The following is a 20,499-nucleotide window of genomic DNA, read 5'->3' on the forward strand; positions in this document are numbered from 1 at the left end:
TAAAAGCGTTTTACCCCAAAATGACTATTACTGGATATAGTGGATCAATAATGCCAACAATTAATCAGTTAATTCGTAAACCACGCGCTTTGAAAAAAGCCAAAAGTAAGGTTCCAGCTCTAGCTGGCTCCCCACAAAAACGTGGTGTATGTACTCGTGTTTATACAACGACACCGAAAAAGCCTAACTCCGCATTGCGTAAAGTGGCTCGTGTTCGTTTGACCAATGGTTTTGAAGTCAGTAGTTACATCGGCGGTGAAGGTCACAATCTTCAAGAGCACTCGGTGGTACTTATTCGTGGTGGTCGTGTTAAAGACTTACCTGGTGTACGTTACCACACAGTGCGCGGTAGCTTGGATACGGCTGGTGTGAAAGATCGTAAACAAGGCCGTTCTAAGTACGGTGCTAAACGCCCTAAAGAAGCTTAATTAATTAGAGAGAAGACTTATGCCACGTCGTCGTGAAGTTCCCAAACGTGAAGTGTTGCCAGATCCAAAGTATGGCAACACCGACATTTCAAAGTTTGTAAATGTCATTATGGATTCAGGTAAAAAATCTGTTGCAGAACAGATTGTTTACCGTGCTATGGATGCGATTTCTGCTAAATCAGGCAAAGATCCATTAGAAGTATTTGTTACGGCATTAAATAATGCCAAACCTATCGTTGAGGTGAAAAGCCGTCGCGTAGGTGGTGCTAACTACCAAGTGCCTGTGGAAGTTCGTGCAAGTCGTCGTACAGCGCTGGCAATGCGCTGGTTACGTGAGGCGGCTAGGAAGCGCAGTGAAAAATCCATGGGTTTGCGTTTAGCGGGTGAATTAATTGACGCTGCTGAAGGTCGCGGTGGTGCGATTAAAAAGCGTGAAGAAGTGCACCGTATGGCAGAAGCCAATAAAGCTTTTGCACATTATCGTTTTTAAGCTAGGAGTTGATCTGCTGCCCTATTCGCAGGCGTCAAGCAGATATCAACAACATAAGTTGTAATCCTAGCTGGTAGTGATGGCGCCTTGGGCTCAGTATTTAACACTGGGCCCAAGGTGTATTAATTGAAACAATCGGAAGGTAAATAAATTGGCTCGTAAAACCCCTATTGAGCGTTATCGCAACATTGGTATCTCTGCCCACATCGACGCGGGTAAGACGACTACTACTGAACGTATTCTTTTCTACACCGGTGTATCTCATAAAATTGGTGAGGTTCATGATGGTGCTGCTACCATGGACTGGATGGAGCAAGAGCAGGAGCGTGGCATTACCATTACTTCTGCTGCGACCACCTGTTTTTGGCGTGGTATGGAAGGGAAATTCCCAGAGCATCGTATTAACATTATTGATACCCCGGGGCACGTTGACTTTACTATTGAGGTAGAACGTTCAATGCGTGTGCTAGATGGTGCATGTATGGTCTACGACTCAGTGGGTGGTGTGCAGCCTCAGTCTGAAACTGTTTGGAGACAAGCAAACAAATACGGTGTACCGCGTTTGGCTTTTGTTAATAAAATGGACCGTATTGGTGCAGACTTTTTTAAAGTTTATAACCAAATTCGTGAACGTTTACGTGGTAACCCAGTGCCAATGCAGGTACCTATTGGTGCCGAAGATAAATTTGCTGGCGTGATTGACTTGGTGCGCATGAAAGCGATTTTGTGGGATGAAGCGTCACAGGGGATGAAGTTTGAGTTTCAGGATATTCCTGCCGATCTTAAAGATACTGCAGAAGAATGGCGCGAGAAGATGGTTGAAGCCGCCGCTGAAGCTTCTGAAGAATTAATGAACAAATACCTTGAAAGTGGCGAGTTAACTGAAGAAGAAATTCGTTTGGGTATTCGCACACGGACTATTTCTGGCGAAATCGTACCCATGCTTTGCGGTAGTGCCTTTAAAAACAAAGGTGTGCAGGCAATGCTGGATGCGGTTGTAGAGTATCTACCATCGCCAATTGATATTCCTCCAGTTGAGGGTGAGTTGGAGAATGGTCAAACAGGTTCACGTAAAGCCTCAGATGACGAGCCTTTCTCAGGTTTAGCGTTTAAGATCATGACCGATCCTTTTGTCGGTCAATTAATCTTCTTCCGCGTTTATTCAGGTGTGGTGAATTCTGGCGATACCATTTACAACCCAATTAAGGGTAAGAAAGAGCGTGTGGGTCGAATCTTGCAGATGCACGCGAACCAACGTGAAGAGATTAAAGAAGTGCGCGCTGGTGATATCGCCGCTGCTGTGGGGTTGAAAGAGGCTACCACTGGTGACACATTGTGTGATCCGCAGCATGTTATTACTCTTGAGAAAATGGAGTTCCCAGAGCCTGTTATTTCTCAAGCTGTAGAGCCCAAGACCAAAGCCGACCAAGAAAAAATGGGTATTGCGTTGAATCGCTTGGCTCAAGAGGATCCTTCGTTCCGCGTACATACAGATGAAGAATCTGGTCAAACCATTATTTCTGGAATGGGCGAGTTGCACTTGGAAATTATTGTTGACCGTATGCGTCGTGAGTTTGGTGTTGAGGCCGCTGTTGGTAAACCACAAGTAGCCTACCGCGAAACCATTCGCAGCAAAGTGGACAACGCTGAAGGTAAGTTCGTTAAGCAGTCTGGTGGTCGTGGTCAGTATGGTCACGTGGTATTAAAAGTTGAGCCTAATGAAGTAGGTAAAGGTTTTGAGTTCGTCGATGCCATTAAAGGTGGTGTGGTACCTCGTGAATTTATTCCTGCAGTTGAAAAAGGGTTGATTGATACCTTGCCAAATGGTGTGCTAGCAGGCTTCCCAGTTGTTGATGTAAAAGTAACCTTGCACTTTGGTTCATACCACGATGTGGACTCTAACGAAAATGCCTTTAAGATGGCGGCTTCTATGGCGTTTAAAGATGGTATGAGAAAGGCGAGCCCTGTTCTATTGGAGCCAATGATGGCTGTGGAAGTGGAAACACCGCCAGAGTTCATGGGTAACGTGGTAGGTGATTTGTCATCTCGTCGCGGTATGGTCCAGGGTATGGAAGATGTAGCTGGAGTGAAAGTCATTAAAGCTGAAGTGCCGTTAGCGGAAATGTTTGGTTATTCCACAACACTGCGTTCAGCAACCCAAGGACGTGCTACCTACACGATGGAATTTAAGCATTATGCTGAGGCTCCACGTAATGTGGCTGAAGCGATTATTAACAAGAAATAATGTCATTTTTTAAGGAAACTATTCATGGCAAAAGGTAAGTTTGAACGTACGAAGCCGCACGTAAACGTGGGGACGATTGGTCACGTGGATCATGGTAAGACGACTTTGACAGCGGCGTTAACGATTGTGTTGTCGAAGAAGTATGGTGGTGAGGCGAAGAGTTACGATCAGATTGATTCGGCGCCAGAAGAGAAGGCACGTGGTATTACGATTAATACGGCGCACGTTGAGTATGAGACGGATCACCGTCACTATGCTCACGTTGACTGTCCAGGCCACGCTGACTATGTGAAGAACATGATTACTGGTGCTGCCCAGATGGACGGTGCTATTTTGGTGGTATCTGCAGCTGATGGTCCTATGCCACAAACCCGTGAGCATATTTTGTTAGCCCGTCAGGTAGGCGTGCCATACATTGTTGTATTCATGAACAAAGCCGACATGGTTGACGACAAAGAGTTGTTGGAACTGGTTGAGATGGAAGTTCGTGAGTTGTTATCTAAATATAACTTCCCAGGTGATGACACACCGATCGTTATTGGTAGTGCGTTGAAAGCCTTGGAAGGTGATCAATCTGAGATTGGTGAACCTGCTATCTGGCGTTTAGCTGAAGCATTGGATACCTATATCCCTGATCCTGAGCGTGCTATTGACGGTGCATTCTTGATGCCTGTTGAAGATGTGTTCTCTATTTCTGGTCGCGGTACTGTGGTGACTGGTCGTGTTGAGCGCGGTGTGATCAAGGTTGGTGAAGAGATTGAGATTGTGGGATTGAAGGCAACCCAGAAGACGGTATGTACTGGTGTTGAGATGTTCCGTAAGTTATTGGATCAAGGTCAAGCAGGTGATAACGTTGGTGTGTTATTACGTGGTACCAAGCGTGAAGACGTTGAGCGTGGTCAAGTGTTGGCGAAACCAGGTTCAATTACTCCGCACACTAAAGTTTACTGCTGAGATTTACGTATTGTCGAAAGAATGAAGGTGGACGTCATACACCATTCTTCCAAGGATATCGTCCACAGTTTTACTTCCGTACTACAGACGTAACGGGTGCGATTGAATTGCCAGAAGGCACCGAGATGGTGATGCCTGGAGACAACGTATCGGTAACGGTAACATTGATTGCACCGATTGCGATGGAAGAAGGATTGCGTTTTGCAATTCGTGAAGGTGGCCGTACGGTAGGTGCCGGTGTGGTCGCTAAAGTTATTGAGTAAGGATAAATTATGGTAACCGCATTAGCTCACCAAAAAATTCGCATTCGTTTAAAAGCGTTTGATTATCGTTTAATTGATCAATCTGCTTTAGAGATTGTGGAAACTGCCAAAAGAACCGGTGCGGTAGTCAAGGGTCCAGTACCCTTGCCTACACGCATTGAGCGCTTTGACGTGTTGCGTTCACCGCACGTTAACAAAACCTCTCGAGATCAATTTGAAATCCGTACTCATTTGCGTTTAATGGATATCTTAGATCCTACTGATAAAACAGTGGATGCTTTGATGAAATTAGATTTACCCGCTGGTGTGGATGTTGAAATTAAGTTGTAATTAAATGGTTTTATGGGGTATAATTCAGCCCCTTAGTAGTAATAAATAGTTACCGATCAATTGTAATCGGTACCCGTAAGGGTTAACAAACATAAGGACAATAGAATGACTCTAGGACTCGTCGGCCGTAAAATCGGCATGACGCGTGTCTTCAGCGACGACGGTGATGCAATTCCAGTCACAGTTGTTGAGGTGGGCAACAATCGCGTCACTCAGATCAAGACGCCTGGCACAGATGGTTACAGCGCAGTTCAAGTAACCTTTGGTACACGCCGTGCGACTCGTGTCAATAAAGCCATTGCTGGACACTTATCAAAAGCAGGTGTAACTGCAGGCTCTATTATTAATGAATTTCGTGTTACCGAAGATGTGGCTCAAGGCTTTGCTCCTGGTGCAACTTTAACCACTGATGTATTTCAAGTGGGGCAAAAGGTTGATGTAACAGGCACTTCAATGGGCAAGGGTTTTGCTGGTGCTATTAAGCGTCACAACTTTAGCTCAAACCGCGCAAGTCACGGTAACTCAGTGTCTCACAACAGCCCTGGATCTATTGGTATGGCGCAAGATCCTGGTCGAGTATTCCCAGGTAAGCGTATGGCCGGTCATTTGGGTGATGTGAAAAGTACTGCACAGAATTTAGAAATCGTACGTATCGACAATGAACGTCAATTACTATTGATTAAGGGTGCAATCCCTGGTTCAAAAGGTGGGCATGTGATTGTTAAGCCTGCTGTTAAAGGGGGTGCGTAATAATGGATCTTAAATTGATCAATGAAAACGGACAAGCTACCTCTACTGTTGCTGCATCCGACGAGTTATTTGGTCGCGAATACAACGAAGCTTTGGTACACCAACTAGTGGTGGCTTTCCAGGCTAACGCCCGTCAAGGCACACGCGCACAGAAGGGTCGTTCTGAAATCGCTAAATCAACTCGTAAACCCTGGCGCCAGAAAGGCACAGGCCGTGCACGTGCTGGTATGGCATCAAGTCCCTTGTGGCGTGGTGGTGGTAAGATTTTTCCATCTAGCCCTGATGAGAATTTTACGCATAAAATCAATCGTAAAATGTATCGTGCAGGTATCTGTTCTATCTTGTCTCAATTGGTTCGTGAAGATCGTTTGTCTGTTGTTGAGCAGATTGAACTTGACTCACCAAAAACCAAGCAGCTAGCAGGAAAAATCAAAGGTATGGGTTTTGACCGTGTGCTGATTATTACTGACAACTTGGATGAGAACTTGTATCTATCTTCCCGCAACCTACCTAATGCATTGGTGTTAGAGGTTCAAGAAGCAGATCCTGTTAGTTTAATTCGCTTTCCTAAAGTAATTTTAACCCTTGGGGCGGTGAAGAAGTTTGAGGAGGTATTGGCATGAGCGCACAGTTTAAAGAAGAAAGGCTGCTTAACGTCATCGAAGCTCCTTTGATTTCTGAAAAGAGTACATTTGTTGCTGATAAGAACGAGCAGGTAATTTTTAAAGTAGTGCCAGATGCTACTAAACCTGAGATTAAAGCTGCTGTTGAATTGCTATTTAAAGTGCAAGTTGAAAGCGTTCAAGTGGTTAATATTAAAGGTAAAGTTAAACGTTCCGGTCGTTTTATTGGTAAACGAAAAGATTGGAAAAAGGCTTATGTATGTCTCAAGCCAGGTCAAGAAATTAATTTGGTAGCGGGAGAATAAGAGATGGCAATTGTAAAAATGAAACCTACCTCTCCCGGTCGCCGTGGAGTTATTAGGGTTGTCAATCCAGATCTTCATAAAGGCGAACCAGTTCGTGGTTTATTAGAGAAGCAATCTAAAAAAGCAGGTCGTAACAATAACGGTCATATTACAACCCGTCACCAAGGTGGTGGTCATCGTCAGCATTACCGTATTGTGGATTTTAAACGTAATAAAGATGGTATTCCAGCTATTGTTGAGCGTCTTGAATACGATCCTAATCGTACGGCTAATTTAGCTTTATTGTGTTACGCAGATGGTGAAAGACGCTACATTATTGCACCTAAAGGTGTGGTTCAAGGTGCACAACTAATGAGCGGTTCACAGGCACCTATCAAAGCAGGCAATTGTTTACCATTGAGAAACATTCCTGTGGGTAGCACAATTCATTGTATTGAAATGCAACCTGGTAAAGGTGCGCAGCTTGCTCGTTCAGCTGGTACGTCAGTGCAGTTGCTTGCTCGCGAAGGAGCGTATGCTCAGTTGCGTTTGCGTTCTGGTGAAATTCGTCGCGTACACGTAGATTGTCGTGCCACCGTAGGTGAAGTGGGCAATGAAGAGCACAATTTAAGATCAATTGGTAAGGCTGGAGCACAGCGTTGGCGTGGTATTCGTCCAACGGTTCGTGGTGTGGCAATGAACCCAATTGATCACCCTCATGGTGGTGGTGAGGGAAAAACGGCCGCAGGACGTCATCCTGTCAGCCCATGGGGAGTACAAACCAAAGGTTATCGTACTCGTAAGAATAAACGCACGAACAATATGATTGTTCGCCGCCGTCATTCTGCTTAAGGATTTCGACTATGGCACGTTCAGTAAAAAAAGGACCCTTCGTAGACGGGCATTTAATTAAAAAAGTGGAGACCGCTATCGCTTCTAAAGATAAACGTCCCATTAAGACCTGGTCACGTCGATCAACCGTATTGCCTGACTTTGTCGGCTTAACCATCGCTGTACATAACGGAAAAACACATATTCCTGTATATGTTACTGAAAATATGGTGGGTCACAAATTAGGTGAGTTTTCAATGACGCGCACTTTTAAAGGCCATGCGGCTGACAAGAAAGCGGCGCCTGGTAAGAAGTAGGAGGCCGTAATTCATGAATGCTCAAGCAATGTTAAAAGGTGTGAGACTGTCAGCGCAAAAAGGTCGTTTGGTCGCTGATCAGGTTCGCGGAATGAAAGTTGATCAAGCGTTGAACCTATTGACTTTTAGTCCTAAAAAAGGCGCTAAGATTATTAAAAAAGTATTAGAGTCAGCGATTGCTAATGCTGAACATAATCTTGGTTTGGATGTGGATGAATTGAAGGTATCCACTATTTATGTAGAGAAAGGACCGGTAATGAAGCGTTTTACAGCCCGCGCTAAGGGTCGTGGTAATCGTATCATTAAACCAACCTGCCACATCTACGTTACCGTGGCTGATAAGGAATAGATATGGGACAGAAAATTCATCCAACGGGATTCCGTTTAAGTGTATTAAAAAACTGGTCTTCTAAGTGGTTTGCTAATTCAAAAGCGTTTCCAAAAATGTTGCAAGATGACATTAAGGTTCGTGAATTTTTAAAGAAGAAATTAGCCCATGCTTCAGTAGGTAGAATTCTTATTGAGCGTCCTGCTAAGAATGCCAAAATCACCATTTATAGCGCTCGCCCTGGTGTGGTAATTGGGAAAAAAGGTGAAGACATTGAAGGTTTACGTAGTAGCCTCCAGAAATTAATGGGTGTACCTGTTCATGTGAATATTGAAGAAATTCGTAAACCAGAACTTGATGCACAAATTATTGCTGATGGCATTACAAGCCAGCTTGAAAAACGCGTAATGTTCCGTCGTGCCATGAAACGCGCAATGCAAAATGCTATGAGACTAGGCGCACAGGGTATCAAAATTACCAGTAGCGGTCGTTTAAATGGTATTGAAATTGCTCGTACTGAGTGGTATCGCGAAGGACGTGTACCTTTGCACACACTACGTGCTGATATTGATTTCGGTTTTTCAGAAGCAAAAACCACCTACGGCATTATTGGTGTAAAAGTACTCGTATTTAAAGGTGAGATTATGGGTCGTGGTGAACAACCGGCAGTTGCAGCTGCTCCTGCACCTCAGGTTGAGCCCGAGAAGAAACCACGTAAGTCAGGAGCGCGAAATGCTGCAGCCAGCTAGAACAAAATATCGTAAACAGCAAAAAGGTAGAAATACCGGTGTTGCAACCCGTGGTGCCAAAGTATCCTTTGGTGATTTTGGATTAAAAGCCACAGAGCGTGGTCGTTTAACTGCACGTCAAATAGAAGCAGCTCGTCGTGCAATGACTCGTCACATTAAACGTGGTGGACGTATTTGGATTCGTATCTTTCCAGATAAACCCATTTCCCGCAAACCTGCTGAAGTTCGTATGGGTAACGGTAAAGGAAGTCCTGAGTACTTCGTAGCTGAAATCGTACCAGGTAAAGTTCTCTACGAGATGGATGGTGTGGATGAAAAATTGGCGCGTGAAGCATTTACTTTAGCTGCAGCAAAGTTGCCAATTGCAACCACCTTTGTAACTAGACAGTTAGGGTAAGGCACATGAAAGCAAAAGAACTGCGTACCAAATCTGTTGAAGAGTTAAATCAAGAACTAGTGTCATTGATGAAAGCGCGTTTTGGATTAAAAATTCAAATCGCTACTCAACAGAGTAACAAAACGAGCGATCTCTTAAAGTTAAGAAGAGATATTGCCCGAGTGAAAACTTTGATTCGTGAGAAGGCTATCCAATCATGACAGAAATTAAAAATGACAAATCTCTCAACGTCCGTACTCTTACCGGTACCGTTGTGAGCGATAAGATGGATAAAACTGTAACTGTTTTAGTTGAAAGAACAGTAACACACCCAGTAATAGGTAAAGTTATTCGTCGTTCAAAAAAATATCATGCGCATGTAGAAGCCAATGATTTCCACAATGGCGACATCGTGGTGATTGAAGAGTGCCGTCCTATTTCGAAAACCAAATCATGGAAAGTATCCAAATTGGTTTCTCGTGCAGAAACGGTTTAAGGAAAGGGGCTTGCATTTAGTAAGTTCTTAGGTTAGAATTGTCGATTCTTCGGAAGCAACGTTTTTTCAGTCCCTAACGGGATCCAAAACTAGCCGTCGCGCCGTGGGGTCAAAACATCCCCGTCGGCACAAAGACAAATGTCGGCGGAACAAGTTGGAGTGAGGCATAAGCCATGATTCAAATGCAATCGATGCTAGACGTCGCTGACAACACCGGCGCCAAGTCTGTTATGTGCATCAAAGTGTTGGGCGGTTCAAAACGCCGTTACGCCAATATTGGCGATGTGATCAAGGTCAGCATTAAAACTGCTGCTCCCCGTGGTCGTGTTAAGAAAGGTGAAGTGTACAACGCTGTAGTTGTCAGAACAGCTAAGGGTGTACGTCGTCCAGACGGCTCCTTAATTAAGTTTGATGGCAATGCGGCAGTGTTGTTAAACACAAAACTTGAGCCCATTGGTACTCGTATTTTTGGGCCGGTCACCCGTGAGTTGCGTACAGAACGATTCATGAAAATCGTTTCTTTGGCGCCTGAAGTGTTATAGGAGTGTCTCATGCGTAAAATCCGCAAAGGTGACGAAGTAATCGCTATTACAGGTAAAGATAAAGGCAAGCGCGGTGTGGTACGTAGCGTTGCTGAATTTAGCCTAGTGGTTGAAGGGATTAATCGTGTTAAAAAACACCAAAAACCCAACCCTGTAAAGGGTGATCAGGGTGGCATTATTGAAAAAGAAATGCCTATTCATATTTCTAATGTAGCGTTGTTTAATCCTGCTACTCAGAAAGCTGATCGTGTAGGTATTCGTGAGCTTGAAGATGGGCGTCGTGTACGTTTCTTCAAGTCCAATGGTGAAGTCGTAGACGCGTAAGGATAAGATATGAGTCGTCTCAATAGTTTTTACAAAGAAACAGTAGTGCCAAGCTTAATGAAAGAGTTTGGTTATAACTCTGTTATGGAAGTGCCGAAAATCACTAAAATCACTCTTAACATGGGTGTGGGTGAAGCGGTAGCTGATAAAAAAGTGATCGAACACGCAGTGGGTGATATGCAGAAAATCGCAGGACAAAAGCCTGTGGTGACTAAATCACGTAAATCCATTGCTGGTTTTAAAATTCGTCAAGGTTATCCAATTGGTTGTATGGTTACTTTACGTCGTGAACGTATGTACGAATTCTTAGACCGTTTGATTTCTATTGCAATTCCTCGTATTCGAGATTTTCGTGGCATTTCGGGTCGTTCCTTTGATGGCCGTGGCAATTACAGCATGGGTGTTAAAGAGCAAACCATATTCCCTGAGATTGAATATGACAAGATTGATGCGGTACGTGGTATGAATATCACGATCACTACCACAGCAAAAACAGATGCAGAAGCAAAAGCGCTTTTGCTTGCCTTTAAATTTCCTTTGAAAGTCTGAGGTTCATAGTGGCTAAACTTTCACTAATTAATAGAGAACAAAAGCGTCGCGATTTGGTAAAGAAATTTGCTGAAAAACGTGCACAATTGTTAAGTGTGATTAACGATAGCAAGGCGACTGATGACGCCCGCTATCAAGCTCGAGTTGCATTGCAGAATTTGCCACGCAACTCTAGCCCAACGAGACTGCGCAACCGTTGTGCATTAACGGGTAGACCGCGTGGTGTGTATAGAAAATTTGGTTTGGGGCGTAACAAGCTCCGTGAGATCGCAATGCGTGGAGAAATTCCAGGCATGATCAAAGCCAGTTGGTAGGACCAGGAGCGCATTCAATGAGCATGACAGATCCAATCGCCGATATGCTAACTCGTATCCGTAACGCCCAGCGTGCGGAAAAAAACAGTGTATCGATGCCTTCTTCTAAATTGAAAGTGGCAATTGCCAAAGTTCTTAAAGATGAAGGTTATATTGATGGCTATTCAGTCCATCAAAATGACAACAAACCAACCTTAGAGTTGGCTCTTAAATATTATGCCGGTCGTCCCGTTATTGAGATGATTGAGCGTGTAAGTCGTCCTGGTTTACGTATTTACAAGAGCTGCCAAGAAATTCCTAAGGTAATGAATGGGTTAGGTGTAGCCATTGTGTCTACTCCTGCTGGTGTAATAACTGATCGCGCAGCTCGTCACCATAATGTTGGTGGTGAAGTACTGTGTATCGTGGCTTAAGGAGAAGGTTATGTCACGTATAGCAAATAACCCAGTTATTCTTCCAGAAAAAGTTGAGATTACTATTGGTTCTGGTGAGATTTCAGTTAAAGGACCCTTGGGTGCGTTAAAGCAGCACTTGGGTGACCAGGTTTTAGTTGAAAAAACTGATAATACTTTGACTTTTAAAGCAGCAAATAACAGTCAGTTTGCCAATGCTATGTCAGGAACCGCACGTGCCTTAGTATTTAATATGGTTACTGGTGTGACTAAGGGTTGGGAAAAGAAACTAACCTTGGTGGGTGTGGGGTATCGTGCTCAAGCGCAAGGTGATAAGTTGAATTTAAGTCTTGGTTTTTCACATCCTGTTGTGCATCAGATGCCTGCTGGGATTAAAGTTGAGACACCTACCCAAACTGAGATCCTTATTAAAGGTATTGATCGTCAGGTGGTGGGGCAAGTGGCTGCGGAAGTGCGCGCGTATCGTAAACCTGAGCCTTATAAAGGAAAAGGTGTGCGTTATGCCGATGAGCAGATTATTTTGAAAGAAACTAAGAAGAAATAAGGCGACTAGATCATGATGCATGACAACGGAAGAGTTCGGCGCGCACGTAAAACCCGTGCAAAAATCGCTCAGTTGTGCGCAGTACGTTTAACTGTACATCGTACCAATCAGCATGTTTACGCGCAGATTATTGATGCAACAGGATCTAAGGTATTGGCTAGTGCCTCTACGCTTGAGCCTGAAGTAAGAAAAGACATTGCCAATGGCGGCAATATCAAAGCAGCAACCGCAGTGGGTAAGCGTATTGCTGAAAAAGCGATTAAAGCAGGTGTAGAAACTGTTGCTTTTGATCGTTCAGGTTTCCGTTATCACGGTCGCATTAAAGCTTTGGCTGATGCTGCACGTGAAGGCGGATTGAAGTTTTAATTAGCGAACCCATCGGGATAGCACATGGCAAAAATTGAAAATACAGAAGAGCGTACAGACGGTTTACGCGAAAAAATGGTAGCAGTTAACCGTGTTACCAAGGTCGTTAAAGGTGGTCGTATCTTAGGTTTTGCGGCTTTAACCGTGGTTGGTGATGGTGACGGTGGTATTGGCATGGGTAAAGGTAAGTCCCGTGAAGTGCCCGTTGCTGTCCAAAAGGCTATGGAACAGGCTCGACGTAAGATGGTTAAAGTAAACCTTAAAAATGGTACTTTATATCACCAAGTGATTGGCGAACATGGTTCTGCAAAAGTATTCATGCAGCCTGCTTCAGAGGGTACTGGTATTATTGCTGGTGGTCCAATGAGGGCTGTGTTTGAAGTAGTGGGTGTGACTGATGTGTTGGCTAAATGTATTGGCTCAACCAATCCTTACAACGTAATTCGTGCAACTTTAAATGGTTTGTTGGCTACTCGTCGCCCATCTGAGATTGCAGCGAAACGTGGTAAGACAGTAGAAGAAATTACGGAGTAATTCTATGTCAGCTACTCATAATAAAACATTACGTGTGACTTTATATAAGAGCCCTATTGGTGCTATTCAATCTCATAGAGCTTGTGTTCGTGGCTTGGGATTGAAACGTATGCATCATGTGGTTGAAGTAATAGATACACCAGAGAACCGTGGCATGATTAATAAAGTCAGCCATTTGGTTCGTGTGGTGTAGTCATTAAGGAAAGTACTATGGAACTGAATACAATCAAACCTGCTGAAGGTGCTAAAAAAGCCCGTCGACGTGTAGGCCGCGGTATTGGTAGTGGTCTTGGTAAGACTGCAGGTCGCGGTCACAAGGGACAAAAAAGCCGTTCAGGTGGTTTCCATAAAGTCGGTTTTGAAGGCGGTCAGATGCCATTGCAACGTCGTTTGCCAAAACGCGGTTTTCAACCTGTTAACCGTCATGAAACTGAACAAGTTCGTTTGTCTGACTTGATGAAAGTGGAAAGTGAAGTGATTGACTTGTTGGCTTTGAAACAAGCTGGTTTAGTATCTACCAGTGCTGGTGGTGCAAAAGTATTTTTGAAGGGTGAAGTTACACGTGCCTTAAAATTAGAAGGTATTTTTGTTACTCAAGGTGCGAAGGCTGCCATTGAGAAGGCAGGTGGTAGTGTTAAAGTGGATGTTGAGGCTAGCTAATGGTTACATCCGCTGCCATGAATCAAGATAAATTTAGCGATTTAAAACGTCGTCTATGGTTTGTTTTAGGTGCATTGGTGGTCTATCGTATTGGCGCGCATATTCCTGTGCCAGGTATTAATCCTGTTGAATTAGCGCGTCTATTCAATAGCCAACAAGGTGGTATTCTGGGCATGTTCAACATGTTCTCGGGTGGAGCATTATCGCGCTTTACTGTTTTTGCATTGGGTATCATGCCTTATATTTCTGCATCGATTATTATGCAGCTGTTAGGTACGGTAATACCTAGTATTGAAGCATTAAAAAAAGAAGGTGAGGCAGGACGCCGTAAAATTACTCAGTACACTCGTTATGGTACGGTAGTTTTAGCTTTCTTTCAGGCAGTTGGTATCGCCGTTGCTCTTGAAGCGCAACCAGGACTTGTAATTGATCCAGGTTTGGCTTTTCGTATGACAACAGCAGTAACGCTGGTTACTGGCACCATGTTTTTGATGTGGCTTGGAGAACAGATTACTGAACGTGGTATTGGTAATGGTATCTCAATGATTATCTTTGCTGGTATTGTGGCAGGTTTGCCGCGTGCCATTGGTAGCACCTTGGAGCTAGTAAGAACGGGTGCTTTTTCTTGGTTTATGGCAATTGCTCTATTTGTTGCTGTGGCCTTAATTACGGCACTCGTTGTATTTGTTGAACGCGGTCAACGTAAGATTATTGTTAATTATGCTAAACGGCAAGTAGGCAATAAGATTTATGGTGGTCAAAGCTCACATTTACCACTTAAATTAAATATGGCTGGTGTTATACCTCCTATTTTTGCTAGTAGTATTATTTTGTTTCCGGCAACGCTTGCTGGTTGGTTTGGTAGTCATGAAAAGTTTAGTTGGTTAAAGGATATCAGTGCTGTATTAAGTCCAGGCCAACCTGTATATGTGTTACTTTACACCGCTGCAATTGTATTCTTTTGTTTCTTTTACACCGCATTGGTATTTAACAGTAAAGAGACGGCTGACAATTTAAAGAAAAGCGGTGCTTTTGTTCCCGGGATTCGACCAGGTGAACAAACGGCGCGATACATTGACAAGATAATGACTCGCTTAACATTAACAGGTGCAATTTATATTGCTTTAGTGTGTTTGTTACCTGAGTTTTTAATAGTGAAGTTTAATGTGCCATTTTATTTTGGTGGTACTTCATTATTAATTATTGTTGTGGTCACTATGGATTTTATGGCACAGGTTCAATCTTATGCCATGGCGCAACAGTATGAAAGTTTATTAAAGAAAGCTAATTTGAAGGGATAAGACGAGAGTCAATGGCTAAAGAAGATACGATCGAGATGCAGGGTGAAATTTTAGAGACCCTTCCCAACGCAACATTTCGCGTTAAGCTCGAAAACGATCATGTGGTGTTAGGACATATATCTGGGAAAATGCGTATGCACTATATTCGTATTCTTCCTGGAGATAAAGTAACGGTGGAATTGACACCTTATGATTTAACTCGGTGCCGGATTACCTTCCGCGCCAAGTAATGAGAATGTAGGAGAAATAGTATGAAGGTACAAGCATCAGTAAAAAAAGTGTGTCGTAAGTGCAAGTTAGTACGACGTAAAGGTGTATTGCGAGTGATTTGTGATGATCCTCGCCACAAACAGCGCCAGGGTTAATCTGGTGATTTAACGTAACAAGATCGAGGTCGTTTTATGGCACGTATTGCTGGGGTTAATATCCCGAATCATCAACATGCAGAAATTGCTTTGACGGCAATTTACGGTATTGGACGTTCTACTGCGCGTAACATTTGTGCCGCAGCGGGAGTAAATACCAGCACTAAAATTAAAGATATATCTGACGCCGACATGGAAAAGTTACGTGTTGAAGTCACCAAATATGCAGTAGAAGGTGATTTACGACGCGAGGTTTCATTAAATATTAAACGTTTAATGGATCTTGGTAGCTACCGTGGTAGCCGTCATCGTCGTGGCCTACCTTGCCGTGGACAGCGCACCCGCACTAATGCGCGTACACGTAAGGGACCACGTAAAGCAGTACGTACAACGAAGTAATTGAAAGGATATTTGAATGGTTAAGGCAAATACAGCAAACCGTGTTCGCAAAAAAGTTAAGAAGAACGTGGCTGAGGGCATCGCTCATATTCATGCGTCTTTTAACAATACCATTGTTACCATCACTGATCGTCAAGGTAATGCGCTTTCATGGGCAACCTCTGGCAGTAATGGTTTCAAAGGGTCACGTAAAAGTACTCCTTTTGCAGCACAGATTGCTGCAGAAAATGCAGGTAAAGCTGCACAAGAGTGTGGTGTAAAAAATCTTGAAGTCAGAATTAAAGGACCTGGACCTGGTCGTGAATCAGCTGTCCGTGCTTTGAATGCTGCTGGCTTTAAAATCACCAGTATTTCAGATGTGACGCCGGTACCCCATAACGGTTGCCGTCCCCCTAAAAAGCGTCGTATTTAACCCAGGATCAGGAGAACGATTGTGGCAAGAAACCTGGATGCAAAATGTCGTCAGTGTCGCCGTGAAGGTGAGAAACTTTTCTTAAAAGGTGAGAAGTGTTTCACTGATAAGTGTGCAATTGAAAGACGTGCTTATGCACCTGGCCAACATGGTCAGAAACAAGGCCGTTTATCTGACTACGGTGGTCAGTTACGTGCAAAACAAAAAATCCGTCGTATTTATGGCGTATTAGAAAGACAGTTCCGCAGTGTTTATCACGATGCTGAACGTTCACGTGGTATTACTGGTGAAGTCTTACTACAGAACTTAGAGTCACGTTTAGACAATGTGGCTTACCGTATGGGCTTTGGTGCATCACGTGCTGAAGCGCGTCAGGTAGTTCGTCACAATGGCGTACTTGTAAATGGTCGTCGCGTGAATATTCCGTCATACCAAGTTCGTCCTGGTGATGCAGTGGAAATCGCTGATAAATCAAAAAACCAGTTACGTATTAAAGGTGCGGTAGAAGCTGCTGAAAATCGTGGTTTCCCTGAGTGGTTAGAAGTTGATGCGAAAGCGATGAAAGGCGTGTATAAAGCACGTCCACAGCGTAGCGAATTGTCTTCTACTATGAATGAATCACTGGTAGTGGAATTGTATTCTAAATAATTGGGATGATTTCCTGTTAGAAGTTGACAAGGACAAATGATGCAAAACCAAAATGCCTCTTTTTTAAAACCTCGTAGCATTGAGGTTCAAAACATTTCACCTACCTATGCCAAGGTAGTTATGGAGCCCTTTGAACGTGGTTATGGGCACACTTTAGGTAACGCTTTGCGTCGCATTTTATTATCTTCAATGGCTGGTTTTGCTCCCACTGAAGTAAAAATTGCTGGCGTATTGCATGAGTACTCAACCGTTGAAGGTGTTCAAGAGGATGTTGTTGATCTTCTGTTGAACCTCAAAGGAGTCGTATTAAAATTACATAACCACACTGAGACTATTCTTAAATTAGTTAAAGAAGGTCCAGGTATTGTTACAGCAGGTGATATTGAAGCGCAACATGATGTAGAAATTATTAATCCTGATCATGTCATTGCTCATTTAACTGCAGGCGGTAAGCTTGATATGCAGATTAAAGTTGAGCAAGGTCGCGGCTATCAGCCTGCAACCGTACGTGGTATCGATCAAGAGTCTCGTACTGTGGGCGGTATTCAATTGGATGCGTCATTTAGTCCAATTCACCGTGTTAGTTATTCAGTTGAAAGTGCCCGTGTTGAACAACGTACGGACTTAGATAAATTAGTTATGGATATTGAAACCAATGGTGCCATTGATCCTGAAGAGGCAGTACGTTTTGCTGCACGTATTCTTATGGATCAGTTAAGTATCTTTGCTGATCTTCAAGGTACACCATTAACTACTGAAACAGCTAAAGTTCCTCAAGTTGATCCAATACTGTTACAGCCTGTCGATGACTTAGAGTTAACTGTTCGTTCAGCTAACTGCTTAAAAGCTGAAAATATTTATTACATTGGTGATTTAATTCAACGTACTGAAACTGAGTTGTTGAAGACACCAAACCTTGGTCGTAAGTCTCTCAATGAAATTAAAGAAGTATTGGCATCCAAGAGTCTGACCTTGGGTATGAAACTTGAGAACTGGCCGCCTGCAAACTTAGCAGAACGTCGCTAAGACTGAATTGTTGAAAGGAATGAAATTATGCGTCACCGCTTAAGTAACCGTAAATTAAATCGTACTTCAAGTCATCGCTTAGCGATGCTTCGTAATATGACTAACTCATTATTACGTCATGAAGTGATCAAAACCACTTTGCCTAAAGCTAAGGAATTACGTCGTGTCGCTGAGCCGTTAATTACCTTGGGTAAAGAGCCTACGTTAAATAATCGTCGTACTGCCTTCAACCGTTTACGTGATCGTGATATGGTGACTAAGTTATTTAATGAATTAGGTCCTCGCTACAAGGCTCGTAATGGTGGTTACTTACGTATTCTCAAGTTTGGCTTCCGTCAAGGTGATAACGCTCCTATGGCATTGGTTGAGCTCATGGACCGCCCAGATGAGGTTGAAGCTGCTGAGGTACAGGAAGCTTAACTGATACTTTATGTTGATCGATTAGAACCCTAACTACTAAGTTAGGGTTTTTTTTTGGGACTTAATGTAGTAGGGGTATAACAAAAATAGAGATAGGCTCAGAGCAAGCTATTACCATTAATATTTTGGTAAAAATAAATGACTAATCTTGATAACAGAGTGAGTTAAATAAAGTCATATAGAATGAGGGTATTGTCATCGTTAATATAATATTGAAAGAAGAATGTACTAATCAATGAGTGCTCGTTTGTTAAATTATCTAATCAGTGGAAAGTACATTATTGGGGCTATACTAATTAGTCTGATAAGCCCTCTGTCCTATGCCGATACGCCCACACAAGATGTACATGTACAAGTTGACCATCAAGATACAGTGTTTCATGTAACAGCCCATATGGAGGTGCCAGTCCCACAGAGTATAGCGTGGCTTGTGCTTACCGACTTTACCCATTTTTCTACATTCTTACATAACGTAAAACATGTCAATGTGGTGAGTCAGCAGGGCAATCGTTATCGCATACATGAAGTGGGTGAGGCTGAGTGGGGGATTATTTCAATGGAATACCAAAATATCAGGGATATTACTCTTGAACCGCAATACCGGATTACTAGTAATACTATTTCAGGTACGGTAAAAAGTATGCATACTGAAATGAGACTCACCAATAGCAATACCGATAATGTAATACTTGATTATCAAGCGAGCATTGAGCCTGATTCATGGCTTGCTGATATCTTTGGTAGTGACTTTATTGATAGTGAAGTGAAAGAACAATTTCAGTCCATGGCACGAGAAATGATTAAACGTTATCATGGCGCCCCCACTCAACCTTAGTATTTCTTAACAATCAGTATTATTTGCTGGATGGGGTAGCCTCTTCTTTGACGGGAGTGTCACTGACAGGCTGACTCTGTGGCAAAGAAGCCAATGTATTCTGATAAAAGTAATGGCCTAACTGTTGATATAGTTCACCACCAAAACGCGAACTTACCGCTTTAGCCATGAGAGAGACGGCCATCAGGCTAATCAATAAACCGTGACCGTCTACCATCTCCATGACAATAATCGCTGAAGTGATAGGTGCCTGTGTAACGGCGGCTAAGAAGCCTGCCATACACAGCGTCATAATGGGAACAGCGCTACTGAAGCCGCCTAAAAAATGACTCAGGTTGTAGCCTAATGCTGCCCCCACAGACAAAGCAGGAGCAAAGATCCCTCCTGGCATACCAGAAAAATAGGTGAACACCGTAGCTAAAAAGCGCGTAATGGGTACTGCCCAATTAACACTTTGATGACCTTCAATAATGGATTTGGTAATGCCGTAACCGCTGCCAAAGGAGGCGCCATGGACGAGCACTCCAAGTGTGGCGATAACCAAGCCACAGATGCCTGCAAACAAAACAGGATGCGCTTTACGCCAGCTCCAGATGGATAGATGAGGGGACTTTTGTGGCCAGAGTAGTAAAAAGTTAAATAAAGCACCCAGTAAACCACATATCACCGCGCAGACTACGAGTGAGGGAATAATGGAAAAGGACTCTTGTTCATGCATGCTAAGGCGGCCAAAATACTGATAGTCCCCTAATAGGGCAATGGAGACCAATCCAGAGAGAATAATGGTGCTAATTAACACACCGCTGGTACGAGTTTCTAAGCGCCGCCCCAACTCTTCCACTGCAAAGACCACTCCTGCTAAGGGAGTATTAAAGGCCGCAGCAATCCCTGCCGCTCCTCCTGCTAGGATAAGGTCAGTTTTTCTGAGAGCTCTAGCATGCGGAAGAAAGCGATGGGCGATGGCCATAATGGACGATGCCACCTGTACTGATGGGCCCTCACGCCCAGCTGAAAAGCCACCGATTAAGGCAAAACAGCCAAGAAAAATTTTACCTATGAGAATACGCAAGGAAACAAGACGGGTAACAGGTTGGTTTTGTCGTGCCAGTTGGGTAGCTGCAATCACTTGCGGAATGCCACTACCTTGACTTCCGGGGAAATAACGTTGTGTCAGAAACACGGTCACCATACCCACTAAGGGGGCCAACAAGAAGGGTGACCACCAATAATGTTGATAGATGGAAAAAAACACATCTAAAGAGAGGCTCGCTAATTGGGAAAAGCCCACCACAGTGAGCCCTGCTAGTCCCCCAAAACCCCATAGTACCAAACGTATACCCCAGCGATGGCGACGCCAGGGTGAGCGTAAATTAATCACAACAT

General features: G+C 43.6%; 34 protein-coding genes and 1 pseudogene. 34 read left to right on the plus strand and 1 reads right to left on the minus strand.

Going from position 1 to position 20,499, the window contains the following annotated elements; all coding sequences use genetic code 11:
* The first annotated feature begins 50 nt into the window (after nt 1-50).
* The 34 genes and pseudogenes from rpsL (at nt 51) to FV185_RS00250 (ending at nt 19,116) form a co-directional block, all read left to right on the plus strand.
* Nucleotides 51-428, plus strand: coding sequence for a 30S ribosomal protein S12 (gene rpsL / locus FV185_RS00085; RefSeq protein ID WP_067492390.1), 378 nt, complete (start codon nt 51-53; stop codon nt 426-428).
* Between the two features lie 19 nt (nt 429-447).
* Nucleotides 448-918: a 30S ribosomal protein S7 gene (gene rpsG / locus FV185_RS00090; RefSeq protein ID WP_067492393.1), complete on the plus strand. Its 471-nt coding sequence runs from the start codon at nt 448-450 to the stop codon at nt 916-918.
* 151 nt (nt 919-1,069) lie between these two features.
* Complete coding sequence (fusA, locus tag FV185_RS00095; protein ID WP_067492398.1) at nt 1,070-3,163, plus strand: elongation factor G; 2,094 nt, start codon at nt 1,070-1,072, stop codon at nt 3,161-3,163.
* A gap of 24 nt (nt 3,164-3,187) precedes the next feature.
* Nucleotides 3,188-4,380 (plus strand): annotated as a pseudogene (gene tuf / locus FV185_RS00100) (elongation factor Tu).
* 9 nt (nt 4,381-4,389) lie between these two features.
* Complete coding sequence (gene rpsJ, locus FV185_RS00105; RefSeq protein WP_067492400.1) at nt 4,390-4,710, plus strand: 30S ribosomal protein S10; 321 nt, start codon at nt 4,390-4,392, stop codon at nt 4,708-4,710.
* Nucleotides 4,711-4,815: 105 nt separating this feature from the next.
* Nucleotides 4,816-5,460 (plus strand): 50S ribosomal protein L3, encoded by a 645-nt coding sequence (rplC, locus tag FV185_RS00110; protein ID WP_067492402.1) that lies wholly within the window; start codon nt 4,816-4,818, stop codon nt 5,458-5,460.
* 2 nt (nt 5,461-5,462) lie between these two features.
* On the plus strand, nt 5,463-6,083 hold the full coding sequence (rplD, locus tag FV185_RS00115; protein ID WP_067492405.1) for a 50S ribosomal protein L4: 621 nt from the start codon (nt 5,463-5,465) through the stop codon (nt 6,081-6,083).
* On the plus strand, nt 6,080-6,388 hold the full coding sequence (gene rplW / locus FV185_RS00120) for a 50S ribosomal protein L23 (protein ID WP_067492407.1): 309 nt from the start codon (nt 6,080-6,082) through the stop codon (nt 6,386-6,388). Before rplD ends, rplW begins: the two co-directional genes overlap by 4 nt.
* Nucleotides 6,389-6,391: 3 nt before the next feature.
* Nucleotides 6,392-7,219 carry a 50S ribosomal protein L2 gene (gene rplB / locus FV185_RS00125; RefSeq protein WP_067492409.1) on the plus strand — a complete coding sequence of 276 codons (828 nt, stop codon included), beginning with the start codon at nt 6,392-6,394 and terminating at the stop codon, nt 7,217-7,219.
* Between the two features lie 11 nt (nt 7,220-7,230).
* The gene (gene rpsS / locus FV185_RS00130; protein ID WP_067492411.1) at nt 7,231-7,515 is read left to right on the plus strand and encodes a 30S ribosomal protein S19; all 285 of its coding nucleotides are present in this window, start codon (nt 7,231-7,233) and stop codon (nt 7,513-7,515) included.
* Between the two features lie 13 nt (nt 7,516-7,528).
* Nucleotides 7,529-7,864, plus strand: a complete 336-nt coding sequence (rplV, locus tag FV185_RS00135; protein WP_067492413.1) for a 50S ribosomal protein L22 — start codon at nt 7,529-7,531, stop codon at nt 7,862-7,864.
* Nucleotides 7,865-7,866: 2 nt separating this feature from the next.
* A complete protein-coding gene (gene rpsC, locus FV185_RS00140; RefSeq protein ID WP_067492415.1) occupies nt 7,867-8,592 on the plus strand; it encodes a 30S ribosomal protein S3 in 726 nt (241 codons plus the stop codon).
* Nucleotides 8,576-8,989 (plus strand): 50S ribosomal protein L16, encoded by a 414-nt coding sequence (gene rplP, locus FV185_RS00145; protein ID WP_056929416.1) that lies wholly within the window; start codon nt 8,576-8,578, stop codon nt 8,987-8,989. The genes rpsC and rplP overlap by 17 nt, the downstream gene beginning before the upstream one ends.
* Nucleotides 8,990-8,994: 5 nt before the next feature.
* Nucleotides 8,995-9,189, plus strand: coding sequence for a 50S ribosomal protein L29 (gene rpmC, locus FV185_RS00150; protein ID WP_067492417.1), 195 nt, complete (start codon nt 8,995-8,997; stop codon nt 9,187-9,189).
* The gene (gene rpsQ / locus FV185_RS00155) at nt 9,186-9,464 is read left to right on the plus strand and encodes a 30S ribosomal protein S17 (protein ID WP_067492419.1); all 279 of its coding nucleotides are present in this window, start codon (nt 9,186-9,188) and stop codon (nt 9,462-9,464) included. Before rpmC ends, rpsQ begins: the two co-directional genes overlap by 4 nt.
* A gap of 173 nt (nt 9,465-9,637) precedes the next feature.
* Nucleotides 9,638-10,006, plus strand: coding sequence for a 50S ribosomal protein L14 (gene rplN / locus FV185_RS00160; protein ID WP_067492421.1), 369 nt, complete (start codon nt 9,638-9,640; stop codon nt 10,004-10,006).
* A gap of 9 nt (nt 10,007-10,015) precedes the next feature.
* Nucleotides 10,016-10,330, plus strand: a complete 315-nt coding sequence (gene rplX, locus FV185_RS00165) for a 50S ribosomal protein L24 (RefSeq protein ID WP_067492423.1) — start codon at nt 10,016-10,018, stop codon at nt 10,328-10,330.
* 9 nt (nt 10,331-10,339) lie between these two features.
* Complete coding sequence (gene rplE, locus FV185_RS00170; protein ID WP_067492425.1) at nt 10,340-10,879, plus strand: 50S ribosomal protein L5; 540 nt, start codon at nt 10,340-10,342, stop codon at nt 10,877-10,879.
* Nucleotides 10,880-10,887: 8 nt separating this feature from the next.
* Nucleotides 10,888-11,193 (plus strand): 30S ribosomal protein S14, encoded by a 306-nt coding sequence (gene rpsN, locus FV185_RS00175; protein WP_067492427.1) that lies wholly within the window; start codon nt 10,888-10,890, stop codon nt 11,191-11,193.
* 17 nt (nt 11,194-11,210) lie between these two features.
* Entirely contained in the window at nt 11,211-11,606 is a 396-nt protein-coding gene (gene rpsH / locus FV185_RS00180; RefSeq protein ID WP_067492429.1) for a 30S ribosomal protein S8, read from the plus strand.
* 10 nt (nt 11,607-11,616) lie between these two features.
* Nucleotides 11,617-12,150 (plus strand): 50S ribosomal protein L6, encoded by a 534-nt coding sequence (gene rplF, locus FV185_RS00185; protein WP_067492431.1) that lies wholly within the window; start codon nt 11,617-11,619, stop codon nt 12,148-12,150.
* A gap of 12 nt (nt 12,151-12,162) precedes the next feature.
* Nucleotides 12,163-12,516, plus strand: a complete 354-nt coding sequence (rplR, locus tag FV185_RS00190; protein WP_067492433.1) for a 50S ribosomal protein L18 — start codon at nt 12,163-12,165, stop codon at nt 12,514-12,516.
* Between the two features lie 24 nt (nt 12,517-12,540).
* Nucleotides 12,541-13,050: a 30S ribosomal protein S5 gene (gene rpsE / locus FV185_RS00195; protein ID WP_067492435.1), complete on the plus strand. Its 510-nt coding sequence runs from the start codon at nt 12,541-12,543 to the stop codon at nt 13,048-13,050.
* A 4-nt stretch (nt 13,051-13,054) separates the two neighbouring features.
* Entirely contained in the window at nt 13,055-13,243 is a 189-nt protein-coding gene (gene rpmD / locus FV185_RS00200; protein ID WP_067492437.1) for a 50S ribosomal protein L30, read from the plus strand.
* 17 nt (nt 13,244-13,260) lie between these two features.
* The gene (rplO, locus tag FV185_RS00205; RefSeq protein ID WP_067492439.1) at nt 13,261-13,710 is read left to right on the plus strand and encodes a 50S ribosomal protein L15; all 450 of its coding nucleotides are present in this window, start codon (nt 13,261-13,263) and stop codon (nt 13,708-13,710) included.
* Nucleotides 13,710-15,011 (plus strand): preprotein translocase subunit SecY, encoded by a 1,302-nt coding sequence (gene secY / locus FV185_RS00210; RefSeq protein WP_197457689.1) that lies wholly within the window; start codon nt 13,710-13,712, stop codon nt 15,009-15,011. Before rplO ends, secY begins: the two co-directional genes overlap by 1 nt.
* Before the next feature lie 11 nt (nt 15,012-15,022).
* A complete protein-coding gene (gene infA / locus FV185_RS00215; protein WP_056929430.1) occupies nt 15,023-15,241 on the plus strand; it encodes a translation initiation factor IF-1 in 219 nt (72 codons plus the stop codon).
* A gap of 21 nt (nt 15,242-15,262) precedes the next feature.
* Nucleotides 15,263-15,376, plus strand: coding sequence for a 50S ribosomal protein L36 (rpmJ, locus tag FV185_RS00220; protein ID WP_067492440.1), 114 nt, complete (start codon nt 15,263-15,265; stop codon nt 15,374-15,376).
* A gap of 36 nt (nt 15,377-15,412) precedes the next feature.
* Nucleotides 15,413-15,775: a 30S ribosomal protein S13 gene (rpsM, locus tag FV185_RS00225; protein WP_067492442.1), complete on the plus strand. Its 363-nt coding sequence runs from the start codon at nt 15,413-15,415 to the stop codon at nt 15,773-15,775.
* Between the two features lie 16 nt (nt 15,776-15,791).
* On the plus strand, nt 15,792-16,187 hold the full coding sequence (gene rpsK, locus FV185_RS00230; RefSeq protein WP_067492444.1) for a 30S ribosomal protein S11: 396 nt from the start codon (nt 15,792-15,794) through the stop codon (nt 16,185-16,187).
* A gap of 21 nt (nt 16,188-16,208) precedes the next feature.
* The gene (gene rpsD / locus FV185_RS00235; RefSeq protein ID WP_067492446.1) at nt 16,209-16,835 is read left to right on the plus strand and encodes a 30S ribosomal protein S4; all 627 of its coding nucleotides are present in this window, start codon (nt 16,209-16,211) and stop codon (nt 16,833-16,835) included.
* A gap of 39 nt (nt 16,836-16,874) precedes the next feature.
* Nucleotides 16,875-17,861, plus strand: coding sequence for a DNA-directed RNA polymerase subunit alpha (locus tag FV185_RS00240; protein ID WP_067492448.1), 987 nt, complete (start codon nt 16,875-16,877; stop codon nt 17,859-17,861).
* Nucleotides 17,862-17,888: 27 nt separating this feature from the next.
* Nucleotides 17,889-18,281 carry a 50S ribosomal protein L17 gene (gene rplQ / locus FV185_RS00245; RefSeq protein ID WP_067492450.1) on the plus strand — a complete coding sequence of 131 codons (393 nt, stop codon included), beginning with the start codon at nt 17,889-17,891 and terminating at the stop codon, nt 18,279-18,281.
* Between the two features lie 235 nt (nt 18,282-18,516).
* A complete protein-coding gene (locus FV185_RS00250; RefSeq protein WP_067492454.1) occupies nt 18,517-19,116 on the plus strand; it encodes an SRPBCC family protein in 600 nt (199 codons plus the stop codon).
* 19 nt (nt 19,117-19,135) lie between these two features.
* Here the strand turns inward: FV185_RS00250 and FV185_RS00255 are convergent, their stop codons facing one another.
* Nucleotides 19,136-20,494: a chloride channel protein gene (locus tag FV185_RS00255; RefSeq protein ID WP_067492455.1), complete on the minus strand. Its 1,359-nt coding sequence runs from the start codon at nt 20,492-20,494 to the stop codon at nt 19,136-19,138.
* Between the last annotated feature and the right edge of the window lie 5 nt (nt 20,495-20,499).

This window comes from Ferrovum sp. PN-J185, from assembly GCF_001581925.1.
Taxonomy (GTDB): Bacteria; Pseudomonadota; Gammaproteobacteria; order Burkholderiales; family Ferrovaceae; genus PN-J185.

Excerpts from the sequence above, each read along its gene's own strand:
- rpsH (WP_067492429.1), top strand. The coding sequence starts at position 11,211 with ATGAGCATGACAGATCCAATCGCCGATATGCTAACTCGTATCCGTAAC.
- rplV (WP_067492413.1), top strand. The coding sequence starts at position 7,529 with ATGAATGCTCAAGCAATGTTAAAAGGTGTGAGACTGTCAGCGCAAAAA.
- rplE (WP_067492425.1), top strand. The coding sequence starts at position 10,340 with ATGAGTCGTCTCAATAGTTTTTACAAAGAAACAGTAGTGCCAAGCTTA.
- FV185_RS00240 (WP_067492448.1), top strand. The coding sequence starts at position 16,875 with ATGCAAAACCAAAATGCCTCTTTTTTAAAACCTCGTAGCATTGAGGTT.
- rplQ (WP_067492450.1), top strand. The coding sequence starts at position 17,889 with ATGCGTCACCGCTTAAGTAACCGTAAATTAAATCGTACTTCAAGTCAT.
- rplB (WP_067492409.1), top strand. The coding sequence starts at position 6,392 with ATGGCAATTGTAAAAATGAAACCTACCTCTCCCGGTCGCCGTGGAGTT.
- rpsE (WP_067492435.1), top strand. The coding sequence starts at position 12,541 with ATGGCAAAAATTGAAAATACAGAAGAGCGTACAGACGGTTTACGCGAA.
- rpsJ (WP_067492400.1), top strand. The coding sequence starts at position 4,390 with ATGGTAACCGCATTAGCTCACCAAAAAATTCGCATTCGTTTAAAAGCG.
- rpsS (WP_067492411.1), top strand. The coding sequence starts at position 7,231 with ATGGCACGTTCAGTAAAAAAAGGACCCTTCGTAGACGGGCATTTAATT.
- FV185_RS00250 (WP_067492454.1), top strand. The coding sequence starts at position 18,517 with ATGAGTGCTCGTTTGTTAAATTATCTAATCAGTGGAAAGTACATTATT.
- rplN (WP_067492421.1), top strand. The coding sequence starts at position 9,638 with ATGATTCAAATGCAATCGATGCTAGACGTCGCTGACAACACCGGCGCC.
- rplC (WP_067492402.1), top strand. The coding sequence starts at position 4,816 with ATGACTCTAGGACTCGTCGGCCGTAAAATCGGCATGACGCGTGTCTTC.
- rplF (WP_067492431.1), top strand. The coding sequence starts at position 11,617 with ATGTCACGTATAGCAAATAACCCAGTTATTCTTCCAGAAAAAGTTGAG.
- rpsL (WP_067492390.1), top strand. The coding sequence starts at position 51 with ATGCCAACAATTAATCAGTTAATTCGTAAACCACGCGCTTTGAAAAAA.
- rpsG (WP_067492393.1), top strand. The coding sequence starts at position 448 with ATGCCACGTCGTCGTGAAGTTCCCAAACGTGAAGTGTTGCCAGATCCA.
- rpmD (WP_067492437.1), top strand. The coding sequence starts at position 13,055 with ATGTCAGCTACTCATAATAAAACATTACGTGTGACTTTATATAAGAGC.
- rpmJ (WP_067492440.1), top strand. The coding sequence starts at position 15,263 with ATGAAGGTACAAGCATCAGTAAAAAAAGTGTGTCGTAAGTGCAAGTTA.
- rplP (WP_056929416.1), top strand. The coding sequence starts at position 8,576 with ATGCTGCAGCCAGCTAGAACAAAATATCGTAAACAGCAAAAAGGTAGA.
- rpsM (WP_067492442.1), top strand. The coding sequence starts at position 15,413 with ATGGCACGTATTGCTGGGGTTAATATCCCGAATCATCAACATGCAGAA.
- rplD (WP_067492405.1), top strand. The coding sequence starts at position 5,463 with ATGGATCTTAAATTGATCAATGAAAACGGACAAGCTACCTCTACTGTT.
- rplO (WP_067492439.1), top strand. The coding sequence starts at position 13,261 with ATGGAACTGAATACAATCAAACCTGCTGAAGGTGCTAAAAAAGCCCGT.
- infA (WP_056929430.1), top strand. The coding sequence starts at position 15,023 with ATGGCTAAAGAAGATACGATCGAGATGCAGGGTGAAATTTTAGAGACC.
- secY (WP_197457689.1), top strand. The coding sequence starts at position 13,710 with ATGGTTACATCCGCTGCCATGAATCAAGATAAATTTAGCGATTTAAAA.
- rpmC (WP_067492417.1), top strand. The coding sequence starts at position 8,995 with ATGAAAGCAAAAGAACTGCGTACCAAATCTGTTGAAGAGTTAAATCAA.
- rplR (WP_067492433.1), top strand. The coding sequence starts at position 12,163 with ATGATGCATGACAACGGAAGAGTTCGGCGCGCACGTAAAACCCGTGCA.
- rpsK (WP_067492444.1), top strand. The coding sequence starts at position 15,792 with ATGGTTAAGGCAAATACAGCAAACCGTGTTCGCAAAAAAGTTAAGAAG.
- rpsC (WP_067492415.1), top strand. The coding sequence starts at position 7,867 with ATGGGACAGAAAATTCATCCAACGGGATTCCGTTTAAGTGTATTAAAA.
- rplX (WP_067492423.1), top strand. The coding sequence starts at position 10,016 with ATGCGTAAAATCCGCAAAGGTGACGAAGTAATCGCTATTACAGGTAAA.
- rplW (WP_067492407.1), top strand. The coding sequence starts at position 6,080 with ATGAGCGCACAGTTTAAAGAAGAAAGGCTGCTTAACGTCATCGAAGCT.
- rpsQ (WP_067492419.1), top strand. The coding sequence starts at position 9,186 with ATGACAGAAATTAAAAATGACAAATCTCTCAACGTCCGTACTCTTACC.